We start from the raw sequence: 20,477 nt of genomic DNA on the forward strand, positions 1-20,477 counted from the left end.
ACTGTAGATCAGCAGTTGCACCAACACAGTGCAACAATAAACAACCGATGCGCAAATCAGTTTACGCTTAGTACTGTTAAAGTCATGTGGCTTGAGTACAATAGCGGGCATTTTTTCGCCTGAGGCCCCCCTTGTGATCAACAAGCTGAGAAATATCGCCATCATCGCTCACGTCGACCATGGTAAGACTACCCTGGTAGATAAACTGCTGTCCCAATCCGGCACTTTGGAAAGCCGTGGCGAGATGGCCGAGCGTGTAATGGACTCCAACGACCAGGAACGTGAGCGTGGTATCACCATTCTGGCCAAGAACACCGCTATTCGCTGGACTTCCCCGGAAGGCGAAGAGTACCGCATCAACATCGTGGACACCCCCGGACACGCCGACTTCGGTGGCGAGGTAGAACGGGTACTGTCTATGGTGGACTCCGTACTGCTGTTGGTGGACGCTCAGGAAGGGCCTATGCCACAAACCCGCTTCGTCACCCAGAAAGCTTTTGCTCAGGGTTTGAAGCCAATCGTGGTTATCAACAAAATCGACAAGCCTGGTGCCCGTCCTGACTGGGTTATCGACCAAGTATTCGACTTGTTCGACAACCTGGGCGCAACCGACGAGCAACTGGACTTCCCTATCGTTTATGCGTCTGCGCTCAACGGTTGGGCCAGCAAATCCGACAGCGAAATCGGTACCGACATGACCCCGCTGTTCGAAACCGTTATCGAGAAAGTGTCTCCGCCTGACGTTGACCTCGACGGCGGCCTGCAAATGCAGATCTCCCAGCTCGACTACAGCTCCTACGTGGGTGTTATCGGTATTGGCCGTATCAAGCGCGGCAAAATCAAGCTCGGCCAACAGGTAACTGTGGTGAGCGCCGATGGCAGCAAACGTAACGGCAAAGTAGGCCAGGTACTGGGCTACATGGGTCTCGATCGTTTTGAAACCAACGAAGCCACTGCTGGCGATATCGTTGCTATCACCGGTTTGGGTGAGCTGAAGATCTCTGACACCGTTTGCGACCCAGCCAATGTCGAGGCGCTGCCAGCATTGACCGTTGATGAGCCGACCGTAACCATGAACTTCCTGGTAAACACCTCTCCGTTTGCCGGTAAAGAAGGTAAGTTCGTTACCTCTCGTCAGATCCTTGACCGCCTGACCCAAGAGCTTAAACACAACGTGGCTCTGCGCGTTGAAGAAACCGCTGACCCGGATACCTTCCGCGTATCTGGCCGCGGTGAATTGCACTTGGGCGTGTTGATTGAAAACATGCGTCGTGAAGGCTTCGAACTGGCCGTATCACGCCCGCAGGTTATCATTCGCACCGACGAGCAAGGCAACAAGGAAGAGCCCTTCGAAACCCTGACCGTTGACGTTGAAGAGCAATCTCAAGGTAGCGTCATGGAAGCCCTTGGCCTGCGTAAGGCTGAGCTGCGTAACATGGACATCGACGGTAAAGGCCGTGTTCGTATCGACTTCATGATCCCGGCACGGGGCCTTATCGGCTTCCAGACCGACTTTATGACCATGACCAGCGGTACCGGTCTGATGTACCACAGTTTTGACCACTACGGCCCGCACAAAGGCGGCAACATTGGCCAGCGCAACAACGGTGTGTTGATCTCCAACGCCACCGGTAAAGCCCTTGCCTATGCGCTGTTCAACCTGCAAGACCGTGGTCGCCTGTTTATCGGTCACGCCGTTGAGGTGTACGAAGGCCAGGTTATTGGTATTCACAGCCGTGATAACGATTTGACCGTTAACTGCCTTAAAGGTAAGCAGCTGACCAACATGCGTGCTGCCGGTACTGACGAAGCCCTGACACTGGTTCCGCCGATCAAAATGACCCTGGAACGGGCCATGGAATTTATCGACGACGACGAGCTGGTGGAAGTGACGCCGCAAAGCATCCGTATTCGTAAACGCCATCTGACCGAAAACGACCGTAAACGCGCTTCACGCTCGTCCAAGGACTAAGGTTTTAGATGTTAAAAAAGGCGCCGAATGGCGCCTTTTTTGTGGTTAACGTCATCGATCATGTCGAAGTGGGGAAGTGACCTTGCTTGATAAAAAGCACGGTATCCTCAGCCGTCATCAACTTGTTGCTGAACCAATCAGCCCGCCTTAGCCAAGTGCCTGCTCGGTAGCGCCCTCGCGCGTCTAGCAGGGTACCTTTAAGCACCAATGCTTCCACCTGGCCGTCCAAACACGGCAAAAACGTATCAGCGCCATGGGGTAATCGAATCAGCGCGGTATATTCGTTGCCGAAACGGTGCAGCGGCAATTCTACCGGCAACCCTGGCTCACAACACCATGGCCGGGTATCAACGGCAATGCGTCTATTATCGCCTGTTTGAAACTGATTGAGCTTTACCAGCAAAGTGCAGCCTTGGGCGCTGTACGGAGCATGCTTGGAGCCAGCAGGGTGACGCAAATAGCTGCCAGCTTTATATTCACCGCTGTCATCACAAAACACCCCATCTAACACTAAAATCTCTTCTCCTTTAGGGTGCTGATGCTGGCTAAACGCAGCACCGGGCTCATAACGCACCAGACTAGTGGTATGGCCTTGCTCAGGCAGCTCCCGCTCTAACGGACAGCGCCAAACTCCGGCCTTGGGGCTAGGTATCCAATCGGCACTATTGGTATCGATAGTGACCGCTTTCGAAAAATCCATATTCAGTGGTACAAACATCGAGTGGCTCCTTGGGGGAGTCTTGAATTTAGTCAATAAAGCAAAGAGTTGCGTAGAAGTACAATAACAACAAGGGCGCCGAAGCGCCCCTGTACAATGCAAGCAAGATGATAATTTCTATTTTAGAAGCGCCATTTCACGCTGAACTGATAGGAAGCGTTAGATAAGTTATCTTCCAAACTCTGGTGCGGCATTGGATTACCCGGGGTCGGCTCAACAGTGGTTAACTGTCCAGTAAACCCTAGCACTACATCATCAGAAACACGCACTGTGACCATAGGTTTATGGTTCTCTTTAGCTTGTTCTGGGTGTGGTTCTGATAATAGCCGCTGATACCAGTCAGCCTGTTTATCTGCAGCCGTATCGGCCAAGACGGGCATCCCTGCCAATGCTATCCACATACCTAGCAGTACCTGACGCATTGCGTACCCCCCTTAAAGTCGAATGGCGATAGGATTATTCAGGATGCATTCATCCTCTAAGGCATTTATAGCGACCATAAGTTGGTTAATGCTTAAGCAATTCATCAAAAACTTAACAATTGATTGTTTTTATTAAAGAAACCGACTGTTTAACCTTTCAAACCAACGACAAAGATTTGCAACTTCGATCACAACTTTTTCTTAACAAAGCCACTTGCCGCAAAGCTGACAACAGTTGGAGTTAAAGGAACGCACTCTGTCATTGGAAGTCTTGATAAAGAAAGCTGCAGAGGATTTGTCAAAACCCGTATCGGCACCACCAGGTAAGGTTGGCGTAGTCAGACTGGCAACACACGTTGGAAGGTTTAGGTGAAGAGCTCAGGCTGAACGACCAAAGCCTGGCTCAAAGCTTAACCCAGCAGCAGACCAGAACACTTAACGAGCGAAAATGACTCGCTATTCGATTTGAGCTGTGGCCCTTTGGGTTAGTGATGGCTATCCACTTCGGGGCAGCTCAACTTCAGCCATTTTCCATGAGACATATCATTTACAATGATTAGAATCTTTATTTATTTGATTCCTAAAAATTTTACGAGATGGCCGAAGCCGTTATATCAAATCTCATATCAGCTAAAAATTAAAAAAGATAAGCTTTGCTTTATCTTTTTTTCAAACTTAAATAATTGAATCTTCGGATCGCATTATATTATTCAGTTAGTGAACTGTATATTGAGGGCTCAAACAGTTATTTATTTTTTTATTGATAATTTTTTCCATATAAATAGCACCGTTTTTATTAAGATGATCCCCATCCCAAAAATATTTATCTGATAATGGATAGTTTATTAAATTTATATAGCATTTACCGAATAGGGACTGCATATCGTTAGTGAAACGACTTAGTCCTAACAAGTGATATTCATTAAATTTACTTTCCATATGTGCAACATACCTGTGGTTTAAAGGCATAGACACAACAACTACCTTAAATTTACTGTTAGCAAAAACAGCTTTAATTTTAGATAAGTTCTCATGATATAATTCTTTATTATGAATAAATAGATTTTTCTTATAATGAGAATCCCTTTTCCAATCTATAATATTTTCATGTTCCCGAACACTCAATGGTCTGCGACCATTTTCTGTAAAACCACGATTGTTTTCCATAACCATAGAATTGTCGTTATTTTTTGTAAAGAAACTTAAAATTTTATCAAAAAAATCAGAAAAGCTCACTGTCACACTTCTTTCAAATACATCTATATATGCTTTTGGGCTGCGCCTATATAAAAATGTGTTCTCAGATGGATATTGTAGAGGAATATTAGTATACATCTCCACAGGAGTAAGGTTAAAAATAATATATTTTAGACTTTTAAAATTTTCTTTTGAATAAGAAAATTCTTTTATAGAGTCAATTATTAAAGCACTACTTTCATTCAAATAAAAAACATTCTTGTTATTTAATAATATCCTGTCCGCATGAGAGTTACCAATTACAACCCCTTCTACCCTCTCTGGGTTTGTTATATTTCTATATTCAAGTCTTCTAGTGCTCACCATGACGATACACTCTATAATAATTATTATTACGCACATGCATACGAATATCTTATATTTTTTAAAATTGCGCATAATAAAATTGTCCATCAATATGTCTAACGAAAAATGATATCGTCACGAAAATTAAACTAACGGCAATAACCAGAGGTGGACTAATAGATATGATTTTTTTAACTTTCCTGTAGAAGAAGAAATCAAACAGGAATAAGGTTACTAACGATACAATAAATAGAATCCCATATTTGTAGCTAATCGTTGGGAATATATAATTTGGAATTATACCATTGAATGTATATCCAACTAAAAAATAAAATAAGATTTGACTTATTAATAAAATTTTACGATATTTTTTTATTTTATTTTGTATTAAAAAGTAAGTTATATTAAAAATACCAAAGGATAAAAAGTTAAATGTCAATCCATGCCATAAAGATAGAACTGACACACTAACGATAATATTAATATATGCTTTGTACTTTCTATACTTTTTACTGCCTGATACCTTAAAAAAGTCATTACACCATTTAAAAACCGTTATATTCCAACGACTATAAAATTGAGATACATTTCGACAAAAGAATGGGGCTCTAAAACTCATTGGCATTTTAAACCCTGCCAAGCCAGCGATACCTATTCCCATTAATGACCAAGATAGATAGTCCGAGTACATATAAGCGAGCCAAAATACCGAGTTTAATAAACTGTTATCTTCCAAAAAAATTTTATGCGTTACATAAGCCACATAAATTTTAAAAAACAATCCAATGGCAAAAATGAGATGATATAAAGCCAGCGATTTAATATTAATTTTTTTTAATCTATCAAAGCTAGAAGGTTTTACTATTGGGCCGCAATATAGCTGAGGAAAAAAACTGAGTTTACTGATTAAGTCACCGCAGCTTATATTATCTTTTATATAATAGCAGACTTGAAATAGCGCAAAGCTCACCCCTACAAGCTGATAACCACTAGCTGTACTAAAAAAAGTGTTCTTCAATAAAATTAAAACCAATACCGTTAGTGCTATATATAAATCTTTAATAATCACATATGTTGATAATATCTTCACTAGCAAAGAAATAGCACATATAATGAAAAATGTTTCTGGATACAATAAAAATGAAAAAACGACACCGCTTAATATCACTATTTTTTTTGAATTAGTGATAGCAGAAATAAAATATAAAACAATAAGAGCGGTAACCAATCTTACATTCCCTTGCATTAATAAAAATGTTCTGCATTATCGTTAATTTAACTTAAAAAAATCAATATATTATTAAAATTTTCATGAAAATCATTTAACTTCTCGCTTTCTCAGTTATTAGTGACACTCAGCCAAAGCAAGAGAGCGATACTGAACATCGCGAGCTTACTTAACAGTGCAATACCAGAAACAAAGGCTGTTGGCCTACTTACAACACTAGGCATCGACCGGTGGCCAAGGCACTAGAAGACCGCAAACTTTAAAGCGCACATAGAAGCCTTGGCCCGCATGTGTTGTTGCACAGCAGTACCTGAGAGTTAAGAGAAAGGCTACGCCGATTGAAATTAAGCGGCATAAAGCAGCCAAGCGGTTAGCCGACGACCTTTGGCTCGTCTCGCAACAAAGCAGGAGTCTATGAAGGTAACAGCCTTTAAATGCACGCAGATACCAGTGAAGAAGGCTATCCACACGAAAGTGCAAGGCAAGGTGATACAGCAAGACAGGTTGATATCTAACAAAAAGGCCGGGTTTCGACCCGGCCTTTTTTAGCTGACTTTCGCCATCAGTTTTTTGTCTTCACTGGTAAATTTTGACAACACCTGATTAAGAAGGTCATCTTTAATCGCATCGCTATTCTTGGCAATAGCTTCACTTATCATCTCATCGCGGTCCTTACAGGAGCTGGTTTTTAACTTATCCAGCTCAATCAAGGTCTCGCTAAGCTCGTCCAAGAACGTCTTTAGCAGCTTCGGCATGTATTGACGGCTTTGGTAAAGAGCATACATTTCGCCACTTTCCATGGTCCACTCGGGCAGTACCCGTACTAGGCGACCTTCATTCACGTAAGGCAGTGCCATAAAGAGCGGCAATGCTCCCACTCCCATCCCAGACAGCATCGCTTCGCGGGCAAAGGTGACATTATTGCAGTGCAAACGGCCTTTGGGCTGAATGGTGACCTGCTCTTTGCTTTTGACAAAACGCAGTGGCTCGTAAGCATCGCCCGACATTTTTAACAGCAGGTTTTCGTGGTCGTTTAAATCTTCCGGGTGTAGCAGGGGGCTGCTCGCCGCCAAATAATCAGGAGACGCCACCATGATGGTACGAGTAGAGGTCAGCCGCCGGGCAATCAGGTTGGAATCTTGGCCAAGGCCCACCTGAATATTAACGTCCACCCCTTCTTGCACCATATCGATGCGGCGGTTGGTAAGCTCTGCGTCAATTTCCACATCCGGATACTTTTGCATAAAGTGACCCAAAAAGCGGCCCATCAGCATTTGCCCCAGTTCGATGGGCATGACCACTTTGAGTTTGCCGCGTACTTGCTCAGCGCGGGTGGTTACCAAAGCCTGGGCGTCGGCCAGGTCAGTCATGATCCGCGAGCAGCGCTCATAAAAGGCCTGGCCGGTTTCGGTCAGGTTTAATTGGCGGGTAGTACGGTTTAAAAGGCGCACCCCTAACCGTTCTTCTAAATCAGCAATCTTTCGGCTGACGGTTGCCTTGGTCATACTCAGTCGCTCACCGGCAGAGGTGAAGCTTCCTACTTCGACAACTTTGGTAAATACCTGAATTTCATTAAGATCCACTGAAGCCTCCCCGACTTAGCCACTAGAGCAAAGTAAGTAACAGTAAGCATAAAAGCGACGAACTTATTAAATTAATGGAACGAAACTAAGATGTCGAGCATCTAAGTGTTGATTTATTACGCAAGAAATACGATTGCCATCGCCAGTTTTTTCTATTAGCAATTGAAATAAAAAGACATTTTGGCTTATTTGAAAAAAATGAAACAACAACCTCTTCTTCTAGGCATTTTTCCACCACGCTAACCGCTACTGGTTTTTGGTGCTTTAGGTCACGAAAATCTGTCATCTGCAGCGAAAGCTTCGCGTTCCTTAACAACATCTATTGACCAACCCCCTGACTCCCTGCAATTAATCCTGTTCGGATAGGGATATTTTTCAGGGTGCACGATGTTCAATGAAATGATGAGTGACGATAAGGTTCGCGACCCGTACCAAGCCCTCACCGAATGGATGGAAGCCACAGGCTCGGAAAACCTGGCGCAAAAACGCGCGGAAGCCGAAACCCTGTTTCGCAAAATTGGTATCACCTTCGCGGTCTACGGTGACGGTGGCGATCCGGAGCGGCTTATTCCTTTTGATTTAATTCCCCGCATTTTTACCGCCGACGAATGGCGCAACTTAAAGCGCGGCGTTGAGCAGCGCGCCCGTGCACTGAACGCCTTTTTATTCGATGTTTACCACAATGCCGAGATCATCAAAGCAGGCATTATCCCTGGCGAACTGGTGTTTAATAATGCCGCCTTTGAACCCGCCGTTATCGGCATCGACCCGCCGGGCAAGGTGTATAGCCACATCATTGGTGTCGATATTGTCAGGGTCAGCGAAAACGAGTTTTACGTATTAGAAGACAATTGCCGCACCCCTTCCGGCGTGTCCTATATGCTGGAAAACCGCGAGATAATGATGCGGATGTTTCCAGAACTGTTCTCGCAGCTGCGTATCGAGCCGGTCGACAGCTACCCGGAAGAACTCTTAAAAACCTTAAAAAGCATTGCCCCGAAAGACTGTAAGGGTGAGCCCTGCATTGTGGTGCTAACGCCTGGCGCCCTAAACAGCGCCTATTACGAACATTCCTTTCTGGCTGACCAAATGGGGGTTGAGCTGGTAGAGGGCCAAGACCTTTTTGTCTCTGGCAGCCACCTTTACATGCGCACCACGCGCGGCCCGGAACGGGTTGATGTGATTTACAGGCGTATCGACGATGCCTACCTGGACCCTTTGTGTTTTCGCCCCGATTCAGTGCTGGGCGTGCCGGGGCTGATGAATGTCTATCGCGCCGGCAATGTGGCCATCTGCTCCGCGCCGGGGGCTGGCGTTGCCGACGACAAAGCCGTTTATACCTACGTACCGTCGATGATCCGTTTTTATCTCGGTGAAGAGCCCATTTTGAACAATGTGCCCACCTACCAGTGCGCCAAAGCCGCCGATTTGGAGTATGTGCTGGCGCACCTTCCGGAACTGGTGGTCAAGGAAGTGCATGGCTCCGGCGGCTACGGCATGCTGGTGGGCCCTGCCGCCAATCGCGAGGAAATCGACGCCTACGCTGGCCGCATTCGCGCCAACCCCAGCGACTTTATCGCCCAGCCCACCTTAAGCCTGTCTACCTGCCCCACCTTTGTAGAAAGTGGCATTGCACCGCGCCATGTTGACCTGCGCCCCTTCTGCTTGGTGGGCGACAAAATTCGGCTGGTACCCGGCGGCCTCACCCGGGTTGCCCTGCGAGAAGGGTCACTGGTGGTGAACTCGTCGCAAGGTGGCGGCGTGAAAGACACCTGGATCATGGCGGAATAAGGAATCAAGTATGCTCAGTCGCACCGCCGCCAACTTGTTTTGGCTATCCCGTTATGTTGAGCGCGCCGAAAACATGGCCCGCCTGATGGAAATGGGTTATCGCATGGCAATGATGCCCGCTACCGGCAAGGGCTACCGCAGTGAATGGCAGTCGGTAATGGCAGCTGCCGGTTTTACCCTCACCGATTTTATTCCGCTAACCCAGGCGGAAGTGGCCGATTACTTGGTGTTTGATAAAGACAACCCATCGTCCATCAGTAACTGTCTCGAGCAGGCCCGTAACAATGCCCGCGCCATGCGCACCGCCATTACCGCTGACATGTGGGACGCCATTAATAGTGCCCACATGGAACTGAAAAAGCCCGCCATGCGTTACATGGTGCGCAACAACCTGCCGGAATTTTTAGACTGGGTTAAACGCCAAGGGGCGCTGTTTCGCGGCGCCACCGACTCGACGGTGCTGCGCAATGACGGCTATGACTTTCTGCGCTTGGGCACCTTGCTGGAAAGGGCCGACAACACCGCTCGCCTGTTGGATGTAAAGTACTATGTGCTGCTGCCAGAAAGCTCGGTGGTGGGCGACAGCCGCGACAGCTACCAATGGACCACGGTGCTGCGCGCAGTATCTGCACTGCGTTCTTTTCATTGGGTATATAAAGACAACTACACGCCACTACTCATCGCCGACTTTCTGATTTTAAACCCCCTAAGCCCGCGTTCTTTAGCGCACTGTTATTCGGGTATTACCGAGCATCTGCAACGGCTTTCAAGGCTCTATCACAGCCGTCAAAGCGCCGGCACCGAAGCGCTGGAAACCTATTCGATATTGCTGCACGGCGACATGGAAGACATTTTCAACAGTGGTCTGCACGAGTTTTTAAGCAACTTTTTGCTGCGTAATGCTGCCCTGTCGGAAAGCATTGCCGAGTCTTACTATTTCGGAGGCCAATAAATGCGTCTGACGGTTTCCCACAGTACCTGTTATCGCTACGATCCGGCGGTACGTTACGTCACCCAAAGCCTCAAGCTTACCGCCAGCCGTTTTGCGGGCCAGCGGGTGCTTAATTGGCAAATTAGCGCCGAAGGCTGCACCATCAGTGCGCCTTTTGTAGACGGCTACGGCGACACCGTTTACACCTTAACCGCCAGCGGCCCACTTGAGAGCCTTGAAGTATTAGTAACCGGCACGGTACGCACCCAAGACCAAGCGGGCGTACTCAAAGACCATAAAGAAAAGGCCGCGCCACAGGTTTTTCTGCGCGCAACTGCCGCCACCAAAGCCGATGAGGCCATTGCCGAACTAGCCCTTAAGGTCAAAGCCGCCAACAGTGAGGTAAGCCCGTTAGAGCTTGCCCATGCCTTGGCCAACGCAGTAAGCGATGCCATTGCCTACGCGCCCGGCAGCACCCACGCCCATACCAGTGCCGCCGAGGCTCTGGCCGCCGGGCAGGGAGTTTGCCAAGACCACAGCCAGGTGCTTATCAGCGCCGCCCGTTCACTGTGCATACCGGCAAGGTACGTGTCAGGTTACCTATTTGCAGACGCCGATGGCGTGCCACACGAAGCCGCCCATGCCTGGGCTGAACTTTACATTCAAGGCCTTGGCTGGGTTGGCTTTGATTGCGCTAACCGCTGCTGTCCCACCGAGTACTATATTCGCTTGGGATCAGGGCTTGATGCGCGGGACGCGGCGCCCATTCGCGGTGTACATTCAGGTGGCGGCGAGGAACAACTTGATGTATCTGTTGTGGTGAAGCAATCACAGCAATAACGGAATTCACCGCCAATGACCTACTGTGTAGGACTCAAACTGGACCAAGGTCTGGTTTTTTTATCAGACACCCGCACCAACGCTGGCCTCGATAATGTGGCCCGCTTTCGCAAAATGTTTCATTGGCAAGAGCCCGGTGAAAGAGCCATTGTCATGGTGACGGCCGGTAACCTGGCCATTACCCAGGCGGTGATCAACCGCTTGCAAGATGCCATCGACAACAGTGACCCTGACGGCACCTTGTTGAGTGCAAAAACCATGTCGGAAGTGGCGCAGCACGTGGGCGACGCCATGCAGCAGGTGCAGGGCAAATATCACCAGACCTTAGAGCAGCGCAACGAAAACTCGACCGCCACTATCATGGTCGGAGGCCAGCTCAAGGGCGGTAAGCCGCGGCTATTTTTGGTGTATTCCGCCGGTAATTTTATTGAAGCCACCGAAGACACCCCTTATTTGCAAATAGGCGAACACAAATACGGCAAGCCCATTCTTGACCGTGTTATTACCCCGGCCACGCCCCTTAGCGATGGGATAAAAGCGGTGCTGTTATCGATGGACTCCACCTTACGCTCCAACTTATCGGTAGGCATGCCCCTGGATTTGGCGGTACTGCCGGCAGGCAAATGCCAGTTTTCCATGCGCCGCCGCATCGAGGCTGACGATGAACATTTTCGGGCCTTGTCTGAGGCCTGGTCACAGGCATTAAGGGATGCCTTTACCGATATGCCAGACTAAACCATCACGTTAAAACAAGGATGATGCATGCGCCGCTTGTTATGGTTTGCCCTTTTTAGCAGTTGTTGCTGGGCCAAAGGTGACTTAACGGCGACCCTGGCAGCCATTGATGCTGACCAGCGCCAGCCGTTACCGGTAAATGCCTACATCACCATTAACGCCAATGCTCGCCGCGACCTTCAGCAAGCAAAGCCGGGGCCGCTCCATGGCTGGTTATTGGCGATAAAAGACAATATCGAGGTGGCAGGCCTGCCCACCACCGCCGGTTCTTTAGCGCTTTCAAACTACCTGCCCGATAGCGACGCCGCCATTGTCAGCCAGCTCAAGCAAGCTGGCGCTGTGGTGCTGGGCAAGGCCAACTTAAGTGAATGGGCCAACTTTCGCGGCCAGCATGCTAGCAGTGGCTGGAGCGCCGTTGGCGGCCAAACCCGGTTACCGATGGACCGGCGCCGCAGCCCCTGCGGGTCGTCATCTGGCTCGGCGGCGGCAGTGGCCGCCGGCATGGCTGACGCCGCCATCGGCACCGAAACCGACGGTTCCATTACCTGCCCGGCAGCCGTCAACGGGCTGGTTGCCATCAAGCCCACCCTTGGCGCCGTATCAAACCAGGGCATAGTGCCCATTTCGCATCAGCAAGATACCGCTGGCCCCTTGGCAAAGACGGTTGACGATACCGCCAAGCTTTTAATGGCCATCAGCCAGCCTGGTTATTTTGAGCAACAAGGCCTGCCAACGGTGGCCCTTGGCCAGCTAAAAGTGGCGGTACTGCAACACAAGGCCGACTTTGACCAACGGGTGGCGGCGCTACTGACAATGGCCGTTCAGCGTTTTAAAAAGCACGGCGCCAAGGTTAAGCCGGTGGATTTACCCGACACCAGCGCCCTTGGCCAGGCCGAATTTACTGCCCTGGTAGCAGAGTTTCACCACGACCTTGGTGCCTACCTGGCAGGGTTGCCAAAAACGGTAGCGGTACACAGCATTAGCGAGCTGGTGCGTTTTAATCAGCTGCACGCTGAGGATGAGCTGCGTTATTTTGGCCAACAAACGCTGCTAATGGCCGAAAAGGCGCAAGACGGTAGCAAGGCCAGAGCACAGGCACGGCGGCTTGCCAGGCAAACCCTGGACGGCATCTTTGCCCAAGGCTATGACGTCCTCATTGCCCCCACCAATGGCCCGGCATGGCTGATTGACCATATCAATGGCGACCATTACCGCGGCGGTACGTCAACACTGGCGGCGGTGGCCGGTTACCCCCATGTCACGGTGCCGATGGGCAACATCGCCAATTTACCCATCGGCCTATCACTCATAGGGCCACCGGGCAGCGATTTGCGGTTACTGGCCATTGCCAAAGGCTGGCAACAAGCCCACGACAAAGTTGCACTTACCGCCTCGCTTTCCCATACTGCCGCCCCTTTATAGCGCTTAACCCAAGGGAGTCGTGATGAGACGCGCCAAGAACCTGGACGATAAAGCCCTGCGCTTTCAGCAGATCCTCGACAGCGCCAGAGCCTTGCACCATCAATTCAAACGCCTACCCACCGCCGCAGAGCTCGCCACCGAAACCGGCCTCGGTAAAGGCACGCTATACCTGTATTTTCGCTCCCGCGAGGCCATTTTTCTGACGCTGCTTGAAGCCGACATCAAACAATGGCTCAGTAGCATTCAGCAGTTAGGCAACCCGGCATTGCCGTTTGAGCAGACCATGAAAATGCTGATAGACCGCATTGCCAGCGACCAAGATACCTGCCGCCTGGCAGCGCTTTCCCATGGCCTGATTGAAAACAGTGACGACCTAGACGCCATTACCAAATACAAAGGCGCTATCGCTGTTGCCGTTACCGAATGCGCCGACAGCATTGCCAGGCGCACCCAGCACAGCGCCAGCGACATTCAGCGGCTGTTGCAAGCGTCTTACGCGTTAATGATGGGGCTGTGGCAGGCCGCTAACCCGCCCGCAGTGGTCAGAGCCATGCCAAAAGCAGGCACCCTGCAAGAGCCTGATTTTGTTACTACCAGCAAGCAGGCCTTACTGTCGTTATGGCAGGGCTGGCTGTTAAAGCCGAACTGACATTCACCCTGCCTGCCGGTCTTGTGGTCGTGCTGGCCGTTGAGCTTGGAGCAATTTCATAGACACTGGGGAAAACGATAAAAAGGACGCCCCATGAATCGCATCACCCCCGTCGCCGCGCTTTGCTTATCTTTGCTCGGCGGCTGCGCCTATCTGCCGCACTTGTATCAGCAGCCCGTGAGTGCACAAACCCAGCAAAGTGATTTTGACGGCCTGGTAAGCCAGTACTGGCAAGTCAGCAATCAATACGATGCCCTGATTGCCGGTGCCGACAATCCCAACCGCAGCGCCGGGCACCTGCCCAACTTGTCGCCAGAAGCATTAGCCGCCCAGAACACCTATTGGCTGCAATTTCGCGACAAGGTCAACGCCATTGCCGATGCGGATCTGAGTAATCAGCAGCAGATCTCTAAAACCATGCTGATTTACGAGTTGGATGACAAAATCGACAGCTACCATTTTGGTGCTCAGATGATGCCTTTCACCTCAGAATACGGCTTTTGGGTGAGTTTGGCGGGGCTAAAAGATGACATGCGATTCACCGCCGATGCTGACTACAATAGCTACCTGACGGCCCTTGGCGATATTCCCCATTACATCGACCAGCAAATTGCCTGGATGAAAAAAGGCCTGGCTAAAGGCATTACCCAGCCCAAGGCCGTGCTGGGTTTGGTGGGCGATAACATCGCCTCGTACATGACGAACGAGCAATTTTTCGCGCCCTTTGAAAAGCTGCCAGCCAAAGATCCGCGCCGCGCCCAGGGCGAAACCCTTATCGTTGATGAGGTACTGCCGGCCTTTCAAAAGCTCCACAACTTTATGGTGCACACCTACATTCCCCAAGCCCGTGACAGCATCGGCATGTCTGCCATGCCCAACGGCCGCCAGTGGTATAAAAACCGCGTCAAACACTACACCACCCTGGATGTGACCCCCGACGAGGTCCACCAGATGGGCCTGGACGAGATGAAGCACATTCACCAGCAGATGAATGCCATCATCAAACAGCTGCACTTTAAGGGCAATTTGCACCAATTCATGCACTTTTTGCGCACCGACCCGCAGTTCTATGCCAAAACTCCGCTGGAGCTACTAAAAGATGCCTCTTATTACGCCAAGCGGGCCGACGGTATCTTGCCGCGCTACTTTGGCAAGCTGCCCCGCAAACCCTACACCGTGACGCCGGTGCCAGCCGATATTGCGCCAAATTACACTTCGGCGCGCTATTCCGGCTCTTACAGTGATGACAGGCCAGGGCAGTTTTGGGTTAATACCTACGATTTAAAAGTCAGGCCCATTTATGAACTGGCACCGCTCACCCTGCACGAAGCGGTGCCTGGCCATCACCTGCAAATTAGCCTGACCCAGGAAATGACCAACCTGCCAGCCTTTCGCCGCAACGGTTATATCAGCGCCTTTGGCGAAGGTTGGGCGCTGTATTGTGAATACCTGGGCGAAGAAGCCGGTTTCTACCAAACCCCCTACGAGCATTTTGCCCGGCTGATTTTTGATGCCTGGCGCGCCGCCCGTTTAGTGGTCGATACCGGTATTCACTGGGACGGATGGAGCCGCGAGCGCGCTCAGCGCTACATGGCCGACAATACCGGCTTGTCGCTGCATAACGTGCAAACCGAAACCGACCGCTATATCACCTGGCCGGGCCAAGCCCTTTCCTACAAAATGGGTGAACTGACCATTCTCAGGTTGCGCCACAAGGCCGAAAAAGCCTTGGGTGATAAATTTGATATTCGCCGCTTCCACGACGCCGTATTGGCCAACGGCGCCGTGCCACTGAAAGTCTTAGAGCAACAAATAGACCGCTTTATTTCCGAAGAAAAAGCCCGCACGGCGATGCCAGCGAAAGGATAAAGCAGACGAAATAAAAAGCCCCGCAATGCGGGGCTTTTTATTGCAAACATTATTTTACAGTTGGTAAGTTCGTATGCTTTACACACCGACATAACGAATAAAAAACAGCCAGCGATGAGAAATAATTAATCTCTTTGCACCATTCTTAACTTTTTTAAGTCACCAACGATTTTAAATAATAAAAATGCAGCTAACTGTCATTATTTTATTACGAATACGGAAAAGCTAATTTACATTAACCCATAAAATAACCCGTGATTAAAATCACGAAAAGACAGTGTAATGAGATCCGCATCATAAAAATCAAGCCATTGTTTTATATGACAAATGTGGCATACACAAACTTACCCACCAGCGGCAAAGGCTGCTTTTAACAGCCCATCTTTACAAACCCCATCAAAAATGACATTAGTGTTTTACAAAAACATTTGTGGTGATAAACACTTTGTTTAATCTCATTACCACCAGCAAAAAAATATCACCAGAATTCCTACAAAGCCTAATCCACATCGCGCTAACACCTTCTGAAACTTGACGAAGGCAATTTATTTTCGGGGAATAACAGATGCACCATAAAAAGAACTTTCCGCTTTCTTGCGTTTGCTTAGCCTTGTTATCGGCGAGCACCACCTTTTCGGCATTTGCGGCCAATAGCGACTCGCAAAATACCAACGCAACCCAAAAACAAAGTCACCTTAAAAAGAAAAGAGACGACGTTGAAAAAATTGTGGTTACCGCCACTAAACGTAAAGAAGACCGGGGTGATATTGCCGGCACCGTTGATGCCATATCTCAAGACAAATTAGAGTCAATGGCCGCCCAAAGCCTGTCGGATTACATTACCCAGGTGCCGGGCGTGGCATTCAACAATCTGATACCCGGCGTCTCGGAAGTGGTACTGCGTGGTATGGCTACCACCACTTACCACGAGCAAAACCAAACCACCACCGGTTATTACCTCAACCAAATCCCGTTAAGTGAGCCCGGTTGGCCGATTGTTATTCCCGATATCGACACCTTCGATTTGCAACGGGTAGAGGTACTGCGTGGCCCGCAGGGCACCTTGTTTGGCTCTTCATCCTTAGGCGGCTTGATTAACTATGTTGCCAATGAAGCCTCTACCGATGGTTTTGACGCCGCAATAGAAGCCGGCATGACCAATGTCGCCCACTCCAGCGACACCGGCTATAGCGTCAAAGGGATGTTCAATATTCCCATCACCGACACTTTCGCCGCACGTTTGGTTGCGGTGCACCACAAACGCGCCGGTTACCTTGATAACATCGGTACCGGTAAGGATGATGCCAACAAGTCCTACACCGACGGCGGCCGCCTGTCCTTGGTGTGGGATCCCACCGACAGCACCCACATCAGCTGGCTGTCGATGAGCCAGGAAATCGATACCAAAGATCAGTCTTACATCAGCACCGGCTACCAGCGCGATTCGCTTATTCCGGAAGAAACCAAACCGAAAATCACCCTGCATAGCCTGCATGTTGACCAAGACCTCGGCTTTGCAACCCTTACCGTACAAGGCTCCTATGCCCACAAAGTGGCAGATAACACCCTCGACTACACCGGCGCTTACGGCCAAGGTTTCTTGGGTACCGATGACATTCCCACCACCGGCCACTACACCACCGACAGCTACAATGGCGAGGTGCGCCTGACCTCACCAGATGCCCAGTCACTGCGCTGGATTGTGGGCACCATGTATAGCCACAACGACGAGCACATGGTTGACCGAGACCATGCCAAGGGCGCGGTGGATTACATTAACGACCATCCCGATGACTACGGCGACGACATGGGTGAAACCCTGGCCGGTGGCGACCTGCTGTACGACTACCATGTTCACCAGAAATTTACCGAAAAGGCGCTGTTTGGCGAGTTGAACTACGACTTTGACCCGCAATGGACCCTGACGCTGGGTGGCCGTTACTTCCACACCACCAACAACAGTGAACTGCACAACTATTACAAAATCGGTTATCCGCTGGCTTTTGACTACGACGAAGGCGCCAGCGATACCGGCTTCACTCCTAAGGTCAGCCTACGCTACAAACTGAACGATAACCTGATGACCTACGCCCTTTATTCTGAGGGCTACCGGGTGGGTGGTGCCAATGCCATGCCGCCGTCTACCGAGTACAACTCGCCCCTGACTTACGGCAGCGATTCGGATAAAAACTACGAATTGGGTTTGCGCTCTGACTGGTTAAGCCATCTTTTGTCGCTCGATTTCACGGTTTACCGGGTCGACTGGGATAACATTCAGGTGCAAATGTCCCGCGGTGACGGCTTTAGCTACACCACTAACGCCGGTGGTGCCCGTAACCAAGGCGCCGAATTGTCCTTTACTCTGCGGCCTACCGACGAGCTAAGCTGGCAGAGCAATGTGACTTATCTTGACTCCAAGCTCACCTCCGATCTGCCTTCCTATTCGAGCACGGTGCCGTCGGGCAGTCGCCTGCCGGGTGCGTCAAAATGGACCATCAACAACATTATTACCTGGGATCTGGACCTGCCCTATAGCCCCCGTTTGATGCTAACCCAGCACTACGTATCAAAAGCGCCGGTGGCATTTAATGCCGAAATGCAGCGCGGCGGCTATACCACTTACGATCTGAAAACCAGCGTGGTTAAGGGCAATTATCAGCTCAACTTCTACGTCAACAACCTCTTTGATAAATACGGCATTGTTGACTCGCCCTACGTGGGTACCAATGGTTATCGCTCCACCACTATTTTGCAGCCTCGCACCATTGGTCTGACCCTAAGTTGGAAGTATTAATATGAAGTTTTTGCCAATCAGCCTGCTGGCGACGTTGGCCGTTGCTGGGTGCGCAAGCACCCAGCCAACGTCAGCCACGACACCGGTTTACGACGCCACCGCCATTTTTAACACCATTAGTTATAAAAACCTGTCGTTATCAGCCAATGGCCAACAAGCACTACTGAGCAGCGACCAATCTGGCCAATTTAATGTTTACGCCAAGCCCTTATCCGGCGGCCCGGCCAAGCCGCTGCTGAAAAACAGCAAAGGTACCCGCTACGCCGTGAGTTGGTTTCCGCATTCAACACGGTTCTTGTTTGAGCAAGATGGCGGCGGTAACGAGCTTTTTCATATCTACGTCAAAGACAGCACCGGCCAGCACGACCTAATAAAAGGCAAACAAGCCAGGGGGGAATTCCACGGTTTTAGTGGTGACGGCAAAGCCTTTTTTATGCTCACCAACGAGCGTGACCCGCGGCAAATGGACCTTTACCGCTACGACGCTAAAACCTACCAGCGCCGGTTAGTGTTTAAAAACACCAAGGCGTTTGCGATTGATGCCATCAGTGCCGACGGCCACTATGCGGCATTGTCAAAAATCAATAATAACGCCGATACCGACCTGTACTTGGTCAACCTCACGGTCAAAAACCCTGTACCAAGGTTAATTGGCAATCAGCCCGGTATCGCCGCTAACTTTGTTGGCAAAAGCTTTGGGCCAAAAAGCCAGCAGCTTTACTACACCTCTGATGCCAATAGCGACCTGGCCGAGCTTTGGTCTTATAACCTTGCTACCGGCGCTAAGCACAAAGTTGCCACCGCCCCTGGCGATATTGTGAGTTTTGCCTTTTCAAATACCGGCCGTTACCAGGTGATAGGTTACAACGCCCACGAACGCATTGGCCTTGAGCTCATTGATACACAAAGCCAGCAACAGGTTAAGATAAAAGGCCTGCCTACAGGTGATATCGACTCGGTGCAATTTAGCCATGACGACGCCTTAATGGCCTTTTACCAAACCAGCGACACGTCGCCGGCCAACCTCTATAGCTACCGCTTTAAAGACCAGCGGTTAACAGCCCTGACCTCGGCGCTAAACCCTCATATTAACCCGGCTGATTTGGTCAAGGCCCAGTCGGTGCACTTTGCAAGCTTTGACGGGTTAAGCATCCCAGCCTTGCTTTATAAGCCCCATAACGCCTCGCCTACCCATAAAACGCCGGTAGTACTTTGGATCCACGGCGGCCCGGGCGGACAAAGCCGCCACGGTTATCGCGCCACCATTCAGTATTTGGTGAATAACGGCTACGCCATTTTGGCGGTTAATAACCGCGGCTCAGAGGGTTACGGTAAACGCTTTTATCACCTTGATGATCGCCGCCACGGTGAAGACGATCTGATGGATTTGGTGAAAGCCAAAGACTACCTGACCACACTACCGTGGGTAGACAGCCAGCACATTGGCATTCTGGGCGGCAGCTATGGTGGCTACTTGGCGGTAGCGGCGCTGGCCTTTCACCCCAACGTCTTTGCAGCCGGTATTGATATTTTTGGCGTAACCAACTGGCCGCGTACCCTGGCGTCCATTCCGCCTTGGTGGGAAGTGGCAAAAAACTATCTCTACAGCGAGATGGGTGACCCCTTTAACCCCAAAGACAAGGCAAGGCTGGAGCGCATTTCACCGCTAATGCATTCGCAAGGTATCAATAAGCCGTTATTGGTGATGCAAGGCGCTAATGACCCACGGGTACTGCCACGTGAAAGCAAAGAGCTGGTGGCCGAACTTCAAAAACGCCAAGTACCGGTGGAATACGTGGAACTGGCAGGTGAGGGCCACGGCTTTAAAAAGACCGCCGACCGCATTAAGGCAGCGCAAACCTATCTGCACTTCTTGCAGCGCTATCTGCCCTGATAAAAAGCCCCGCATTGCGGGGCTTTTTTTTGCTCCGGCGCCACTAAAAAAGCAAACGACATTGCTGTTTTTTAAGGCAATATAGCC

At 49.9% G+C, this 20,477-nt stretch carries 15 protein-coding genes; 10 read left to right on the forward strand and 5 right to left on the reverse strand.

Annotated features, from left to right (window positions below):
- Window positions 1-133: 133 nt before the first annotated feature.
- Window positions 134-1,972 (forward strand): translational GTPase TypA, encoded by a 1,839-nt coding sequence (gene typA / locus DW350_RS18520; protein ID WP_115720357.1) that lies wholly within the window; start codon window positions 134-136, stop codon window positions 1,970-1,972.
- Window positions 1,973-2,030: 58 nt separating this feature from the next.
- Here typA and DW350_RS18525 read toward each other — a convergent pair whose 3' ends face one another.
- The 5 genes from DW350_RS18525 to DW350_RS18545 all read right to left on the reverse strand — a co-directional run bounded on the left by DW350_RS18525 (window position 2,031) and on the right by DW350_RS18545 (window position 7,465).
- On the reverse strand, window positions 2,031-2,690 hold the full coding sequence (locus tag DW350_RS18525) for a cupin domain-containing protein (RefSeq protein WP_115720358.1): 660 nt from the start codon (window positions 2,688-2,690) through the stop codon (window positions 2,031-2,033).
- 122 nt (window positions 2,691-2,812) lie between these two features.
- The gene (locus DW350_RS18530) at window positions 2,813-3,112 is read right to left on the reverse strand and encodes a hypothetical protein (protein ID WP_115720359.1); all 300 of its coding nucleotides are present in this window, start codon (window positions 3,110-3,112) and stop codon (window positions 2,813-2,815) included.
- 714 nt (window positions 3,113-3,826) lie between these two features.
- Window positions 3,827-4,675, reverse strand: coding sequence for a hypothetical protein (locus tag DW350_RS18535; protein ID WP_152033015.1), 849 nt, complete (start codon window positions 4,673-4,675; stop codon window positions 3,827-3,829).
- 58 nt (window positions 4,676-4,733) lie between these two features.
- Window positions 4,734-5,882: an MBOAT family O-acyltransferase gene (locus DW350_RS18540; protein ID WP_192954744.1), complete on the reverse strand. Its 1,149-nt coding sequence runs from the start codon at window positions 5,880-5,882 to the stop codon at window positions 4,734-4,736.
- A gap of 545 nt (window positions 5,883-6,427) precedes the next feature.
- The gene (locus DW350_RS18545; RefSeq protein ID WP_115720362.1) at window positions 6,428-7,465 is read right to left on the reverse strand and encodes a LysR family transcriptional regulator; all 1,038 of its coding nucleotides are present in this window, start codon (window positions 7,463-7,465) and stop codon (window positions 6,428-6,430) included.
- Window positions 7,466-7,852: 387 nt separating this feature from the next.
- Between DW350_RS18545 and DW350_RS18550 the strand changes: the two genes are divergently transcribed.
- From DW350_RS18550 to DW350_RS18590, 9 genes are all read left to right on the forward strand, one after another.
- Complete coding sequence (locus tag DW350_RS18550) at window positions 7,853-9,256, forward strand: circularly permuted type 2 ATP-grasp protein (protein WP_115720363.1); 1,404 nt, start codon at window positions 7,853-7,855, stop codon at window positions 9,254-9,256.
- A 10-nt stretch (window positions 9,257-9,266) separates the two neighbouring features.
- On the forward strand, window positions 9,267-10,208 hold the full coding sequence (locus DW350_RS18555) for an alpha-E domain-containing protein (protein WP_115720364.1): 942 nt from the start codon (window positions 9,267-9,269) through the stop codon (window positions 10,206-10,208).
- Window positions 10,209-11,027: a transglutaminase family protein gene (locus tag DW350_RS18560; protein WP_115720365.1), complete on the forward strand. Its 819-nt coding sequence runs from the start codon at window positions 10,209-10,211 to the stop codon at window positions 11,025-11,027.
- 15 nt (window positions 11,028-11,042) lie between these two features.
- Entirely contained in the window at window positions 11,043-11,762 is a 720-nt protein-coding gene (locus DW350_RS18565) for a proteasome-type protease (RefSeq protein ID WP_115720366.1), read from the forward strand.
- 27 nt (window positions 11,763-11,789) lie between these two features.
- Window positions 11,790-13,184, forward strand: a complete 1,395-nt coding sequence (locus tag DW350_RS18570; RefSeq protein WP_115720367.1) for an amidase family protein — start codon at window positions 11,790-11,792, stop codon at window positions 13,182-13,184.
- Window positions 13,185-13,206: 22 nt separating this feature from the next.
- Window positions 13,207-13,833, forward strand: coding sequence for a TetR/AcrR family transcriptional regulator (locus tag DW350_RS18575; RefSeq protein WP_115720368.1), 627 nt, complete (start codon window positions 13,207-13,209; stop codon window positions 13,831-13,833).
- Between the two features lie 93 nt (window positions 13,834-13,926).
- Complete coding sequence (locus tag DW350_RS18580; protein ID WP_115720369.1) at window positions 13,927-15,702, forward strand: DUF885 domain-containing protein; 1,776 nt, start codon at window positions 13,927-13,929, stop codon at window positions 15,700-15,702.
- 565 nt (window positions 15,703-16,267) lie between these two features.
- Window positions 16,268-18,496: a TonB-dependent receptor gene (locus tag DW350_RS18585; RefSeq protein ID WP_115720370.1), complete on the forward strand. Its 2,229-nt coding sequence runs from the start codon at window positions 16,268-16,270 to the stop codon at window positions 18,494-18,496.
- A gap of 1 nt (window position 18,497) precedes the next feature.
- Window positions 18,498-20,390, forward strand: coding sequence for a S9 family peptidase (locus tag DW350_RS18590; protein ID WP_115720371.1), 1,893 nt, complete (start codon window positions 18,498-18,500; stop codon window positions 20,388-20,390).
- Window positions 20,391-20,477 lie beyond the last annotated feature (87 nt).

It is taken from the genome of Gallaecimonas mangrovi (assembly GCF_003367375.1).
GTDB classification, from domain to species: Bacteria; Pseudomonadota; Gammaproteobacteria; order Enterobacterales; family Gallaecimonadaceae; genus Gallaecimonas; species Gallaecimonas mangrovi.

Excerpts from the sequence above, each read along its gene's own strand:
- DW350_RS18525 (WP_115720358.1), bottom strand. The coding sequence starts at position 2,690 with ATGTTTGTACCACTGAATATGGATTTTTCGAAAGCGGTCACTATCGAT.
- DW350_RS18530 (WP_115720359.1), bottom strand. The coding sequence starts at position 3,112 with ATGCGTCAGGTACTGCTAGGTATGTGGATAGCATTGGCAGGGATGCCC.
- DW350_RS18535 (WP_152033015.1), bottom strand. The coding sequence starts at position 4,675 with ATGGTGAGCACTAGAAGACTTGAATATAGAAATATAACAAACCCAGAG.
- DW350_RS18550 (WP_115720363.1), top strand. The coding sequence starts at position 7,853 with ATGTTCAATGAAATGATGAGTGACGATAAGGTTCGCGACCCGTACCAA.
- DW350_RS18555 (WP_115720364.1), top strand. The coding sequence starts at position 9,267 with ATGCTCAGTCGCACCGCCGCCAACTTGTTTTGGCTATCCCGTTATGTT.
- DW350_RS18560 (WP_115720365.1), top strand. The coding sequence starts at position 10,209 with ATGCGTCTGACGGTTTCCCACAGTACCTGTTATCGCTACGATCCGGCG.
- DW350_RS18565 (WP_115720366.1), top strand. The coding sequence starts at position 11,043 with ATGACCTACTGTGTAGGACTCAAACTGGACCAAGGTCTGGTTTTTTTA.
- DW350_RS18570 (WP_115720367.1), top strand. The coding sequence starts at position 11,790 with ATGCGCCGCTTGTTATGGTTTGCCCTTTTTAGCAGTTGTTGCTGGGCC.
- DW350_RS18575 (WP_115720368.1), top strand. The coding sequence starts at position 13,207 with ATGAGACGCGCCAAGAACCTGGACGATAAAGCCCTGCGCTTTCAGCAG.
- DW350_RS18580 (WP_115720369.1), top strand. The coding sequence starts at position 13,927 with ATGAATCGCATCACCCCCGTCGCCGCGCTTTGCTTATCTTTGCTCGGC.
- DW350_RS18585 (WP_115720370.1), top strand. The coding sequence starts at position 16,268 with ATGCACCATAAAAAGAACTTTCCGCTTTCTTGCGTTTGCTTAGCCTTG.
- DW350_RS18590 (WP_115720371.1), top strand. The coding sequence starts at position 18,498 with ATGAAGTTTTTGCCAATCAGCCTGCTGGCGACGTTGGCCGTTGCTGGG.